Raw genomic sequence first — 4,717 nt, 5'->3', positions numbered from 1 at the left:
TGGGTAGACTTGCGTCAGTTGGTGTTAGATACGCAGCACTACTTGTGTCAATACTGTAAGGCAGACGGCATCGTCAACATGGGCAAGACAGTGGACCACATTGTTCCTATGGAGTTCGCACCTGATGACAAGGCAGACGTCGACAACCTAGTGGTCATCTGTAGTAAGTGTCACAACATGAAAACGAGATGGGAACAGGCATACTACGGCACAGGTAAGGATAACCAGTTAAAGCAAGTTAGTCCAGTCCGCAGCGTGGTAATGATTAATAAGATGATGAAGCGAGAGAGCTAATATAAGCGCGCTGGTTGCGTTTTAGGTCTAGGTGTACTGATTGCACGTCTGTGTGATTAAAATGCTTTATACCCCCGCCCATGTGCTTTAAACGAGAGAGCGCTCACATATCATCATCTTGTAAAAATGTTCAATTTTAAAAAGTTTTTATAAAGGGGGGATACCCTGAAAGGAGGTGGTTAAGCGTTGGTTAAAAAAGCAGATAAAGACGTCAATGGCGGGCGTTTAACGATTACGCCTCCAGCCTACTTGGGACAGCAGGCTAAAGTCATTTGGCGTAAGGTTATACCTTTTTTAGAAACGCAATCAAGCGTGACTAGAATTGATTCTGGTTTGGTAGAAATGTATGTGACACAATACGAAATTTATCGAAACGCATACAAACACATTCGCGAAAATGGCGAAGTTCAGGCGATTTTTAAACCGGTTCAAAACTACGAGGGCGAGATTATCAAAGAGGCATTTCAAGGCTACCGCCGCAACCCTATGACGGCGATATACAGTGATGCGCTTAAGAATTTAACCAAAATAGGATCAGAGTTGGGATTATCACCCAAAAGCAGGTCAGACTTAATGGCGTTGAGTGATGCAGCCGCACAGGACGATAAAGATTCGGCCTCGCAAATGAAGGAGTTCTTTGCTGATGAAGAAGATTGATTTAACGACGAATCATGATGTCATAGGCATCTATCATACACTTGATTTTTCTGACGTCAGAACAAAGTATCACGATAAGGGAACGGTTTATGCTTTCAATGTCTTAGACGAAGTAATTGTCACAGGGTATTTTATTAAGCTGGCAGCGTTTAGACATTTACGTGATTTACAACGCCAAGGGGATAAAGACTTTCCGTACAAATATTCAGTAAAACAAGCAAGCAACATTTTGAAGTTCGCTAAATTCGCACCTAACGTTGATACGGGTGAGCCAACAAAGCTGATGGATTGGCAAGAGTTTATCATGACGCAACTCATCGGTTGGCGTACCTTAGATGGTGGTAAACGATTTAGTCGTGCAATCGTTTCTGTGTCACGTGGGCAAGGCAAGACATATCTTATGGCTATTCTACAAGGATATTCTTATCTCATTGAGACGATGGGACTTGAAAACCAAGACTTTTTGGTTGCGTCAATCAACTTTAAGCAGACAAACAAGTTATTTGGTTATATCAAGAGCATGTTGCGTAAGATTATTGAGACAGAACCGTTTAAATCGTATGCAAAAGAGGTTGATTTGAGCATTCAAACTGACCAGATCATCATGAAAAACACAAATAACGTGATGCGTGCAATCTCACACGAATCTGGTCAGTACGATAGTTTCCACTTTACGACAGCGGTTGTTGATGAAATTGGTGAAATTACAAGCCGCGATAAGATTTCTAAAATTATTTCAGGGCAAGTCAAGGTAAAAAACCGCCAGTTTATTCAGATTTCTACCTCATATCCTAACCCAACTGTGCCGTTCCACGAGGATCAGAAGATGATTCAACAGGCTATGGAACAAGATTGGAACCGAGACGCGGATAGCTATCTCGGTTTAATCTGGGCGCAAGATAGTCTTGATGAAACGTTCAAGTCAGAAACTTGGGTAAAGTCAAACCCATTGTTGACGCTTGAAAGCGAACGCGAAGTATTGTTACAGGGGCTGACGGACAAGCGCGATAGTGACTTGCTCGCTGGTACAATTAGCGACTTTCAAAACAAAAACTTGAACATGTGGCTACAAGAGTCTACAAACAGTTTCCTTAAGTTGTCTGATGTGTCGATGGCGATTGTTGACAGATTCGATATTCGTCAACGGCAAGTTTATATCGGGTATGACTACTCGATGTTTAGTGATAACACGGCGGTTGCTTTTGTTTATCCATACCTAGATAGTAAAGGCAACAAACGCTGGCATGTCGAGCAGCACTCATTTATCCCTTGGGAAAAGGCTGGTAGTATCGAGGCCAAGGAAAAACAAGATGGCATCAATTACCGTGAACTTGAAAAGCTGGGCTACTGCACGATTACATCACACCCGCAAGGCTTGATTAATGACGATCAGGTTTATCAATGGCTATTAAACTATGTAGAGGACAACGCATTGGACGTTGTCTTTTTTGGTTACGATGCTTGGGGTGCTACACCAGCAATTAAGCAGCTTGAAATTAACACGTCATGGAACTTAATGGCGATCAGGCAACGTACTAGCGAGTTGAAAGACCCAACCAAATTCCTACAATCAGCATTTGTTGAGGGTTCAATTTCGCGACTTGATGACAAGATTATGGAAAAAGCGTTACTCAACGCACAAATTGTTGAAGATAAGATCGGTATTCAGGTTGATAAAGCCAAAGCAACATTAAAAATCGATGTGGTTGATGCGATTATTGATGCTTTGTATCAGGGCATGATTCATTTTGAAGAATATTCAGATGTAAATGACCCAGAGAAGAAGATTGGACGTATGACCTCTGCCGAAGTTGAGGCGTGGTTTAACGATCCAGAATCAGGATTATTAGGAGATATTGATGATTTTTAAGCGATTATTACCGCTAATTTGGCGGGTTTTTGATATTCTTTGCTACTTTGCAGCACTCGTGGCGCTAAATTGGGGCATGTTTAGCTTAAATAAGGTGGCTGGTGCGGTTGCGCTGGCCTTTTCTTTTGCAGTCACTGGCTTCATCAGTGAACTGCTAACGCCGACACCGAAAGGGGGTGATTAATTGCCATTATTCAACTTTCAAAACGGCTTGATGGTTGATGGTGGTCAAGAGATTGGTTTTGATGATGCGACAATTGTGAACTACATCAGTCCAGAGGGTAAAAACGATTATGTGAGTGCGGAAATTGCGCTGCGTAACTCGGATATTTACTCTACGGTTTTCCAGTTGAGCGCAGATTTAGCGTCATCAAAGCTAATCACAAGTAATTCTCGTAATCAGGGGATGCTGAATAATCCGACAACTTGGTCAAACACTTATAGCTTTTGGCAAGCAGTTTATGCGCAGTTGTTATTAGGTGGTGAAGCGTTCGTGTATCGCTGGCGCAATCAAAACGGTATTGATGTTCGGTGGGAGTATCTGCGACCTAGCCAAGTTGGTGTCTTTGCACTGCCTGACTTTTCCGGACTCTACTACAACATCTCATTCGACTCGCCATTCGTCGGTGTCAAACAGGGAGTGCCATCAAACGACATGATTCACTTCCGCTTGTTAAGTCAGAACGGTGGCGCGACCGGCGTCAGCCCATTACGGTCGCTTTCTAGTGAATTGCAAATTAAGAAGTCGTCAGATAAGCTGACAATTACTGCTTTGGATAAATCAGTGTTAGCACCCGGTGTTTTGAACATCAAAGGCGGCGGGTTGCTAAACGCTAAGTTAAAGGCTAAACGCTCGTTAGAGTTTATGAACCAAGTTCAGAATTCTAACGGTGGTCCGGTCGTGACCGATTCGCTAGAAGAATACACGCCGCTTGAGTTAAAAAGTGACGTCTCAAAGTTGCTTGCACAAGCCGACTGGACTTCAAAGCAGATTGCTAAGGTCTACGGCGTACCGGATTCAGTCTTGAACGGAACAGGTGACCAGCAAAGCTCACTAAAAATGATCGGTGGCGAATATGCTAAGTCGCTCATGCGGTTTGGGAATGCGGTAACTAGCGAACTGTCAAATAAGCAGTCATCGCCAGTCATAATTGACATTAAGCCAGCGATCGACCCTGTAAACGATGATTACACGACCAACGTTAACGAGTTTATCAAGTCAAAAATGCTGACACCTGAACAAGGTATTTGGGTGTTGCAACAGTCTGGTTATTTACCGACTGACTTACCAAAGGCGGACGTACCGCCAGATAACAACACAGGAGGTGTAGTGTAATTGAAAAAAATTGACATTAAAGGCGCAGTTGTCGATGATGACACAGCTGCATTTTATAATTTCTTCGGCATTGCGAACGTGTCACCAAGCGCGGTTAGTGCCGTGTTAAACGATGGAGACATTGGTGAAGATGTTGAGGTGAACATCGCATCCAACGGCGGTGATGTCTTCGCAGCAAGCGAAATTTTCACGATGTTAAAGTCGTCAAGCGCGAACGTGACGGTCAACATCCAAGGCCTCGCAGCTAGTGCAGCCAGCGTGATTGCAATGGCAGGGGACACGATTAAAATTTCGCCAACAGCCCAGATCATGATCCATCAAGCATCGGTTATGGCTGGTGGAAACAAGGACGACCTTACCCATGAGGCGGCCGTCCTAGACAGCATCGACCAGTCGATTGCGAGTGCCTATGAGCAAAAAACAGGCATGTCACAAGACGACTTATTAAACATGATGGCACAAGAAACATGGTTAACAGCAACAGAAGCTGTCGATAAAGGCTTTGCTGACGAGATTATGTTTGTTGCTGACAACGAACCAGCATTTGCCAACGATTTGAG

6 protein-coding genes are annotated in these 4,717 nt (G+C 43.7%); all 6 read left to right on the top strand.

The genetic code is table 11. From position 1 onward, the window contains the following. Positions 1–294, top strand: a 294-nt coding sequence (locus ACW12G_RS06390) for an HNH endonuclease (protein WP_455647547.1), incomplete at its 5' end; no start/stop codon positions are given. Positions 295–480: 186 nt separating this feature from the next. After that, complete coding sequence (locus ACW12G_RS06385; protein WP_312402300.1) at positions 481–951, top strand: phage terminase small subunit P27 family; 471 nt, start codon at positions 481–483, stop codon at positions 949–951. Beyond that, positions 938–2,821: a terminase large subunit gene (locus tag ACW12G_RS06380; RefSeq protein ID WP_455647546.1), complete on the top strand. Its 1,884-nt coding sequence runs from the start codon at positions 938–940 to the stop codon at positions 2,819–2,821. The genes ACW12G_RS06385 and ACW12G_RS06380 overlap by 14 nt, the downstream gene beginning before the upstream one ends. Further along, positions 2,811–3,005, top strand: a complete 195-nt coding sequence (locus ACW12G_RS06375) for a DUF1056 family protein (RefSeq protein WP_147001062.1) — start codon at positions 2,811–2,813, stop codon at positions 3,003–3,005. Before ACW12G_RS06380 ends, ACW12G_RS06375 begins: the two co-directional genes overlap by 11 nt. Then, a complete protein-coding gene (locus ACW12G_RS06370; protein ID WP_455647545.1) occupies positions 3,006–4,157 on the top strand; it encodes a phage portal protein in 1,152 nt (383 codons plus the stop codon). After that, on the top strand, positions 4,158–4,717 hold a 560-nt coding region (locus ACW12G_RS06365; RefSeq protein ID WP_455647544.1), incomplete at its 3' end, for a head maturation protease, ClpP-related.

Source organism: Leuconostoc sp. (assembly GCF_965300815.1).
Note: the sequence above shows the minus strand (reverse complement) of the source record. Positions and strands in the feature narration are given on the sequence as shown.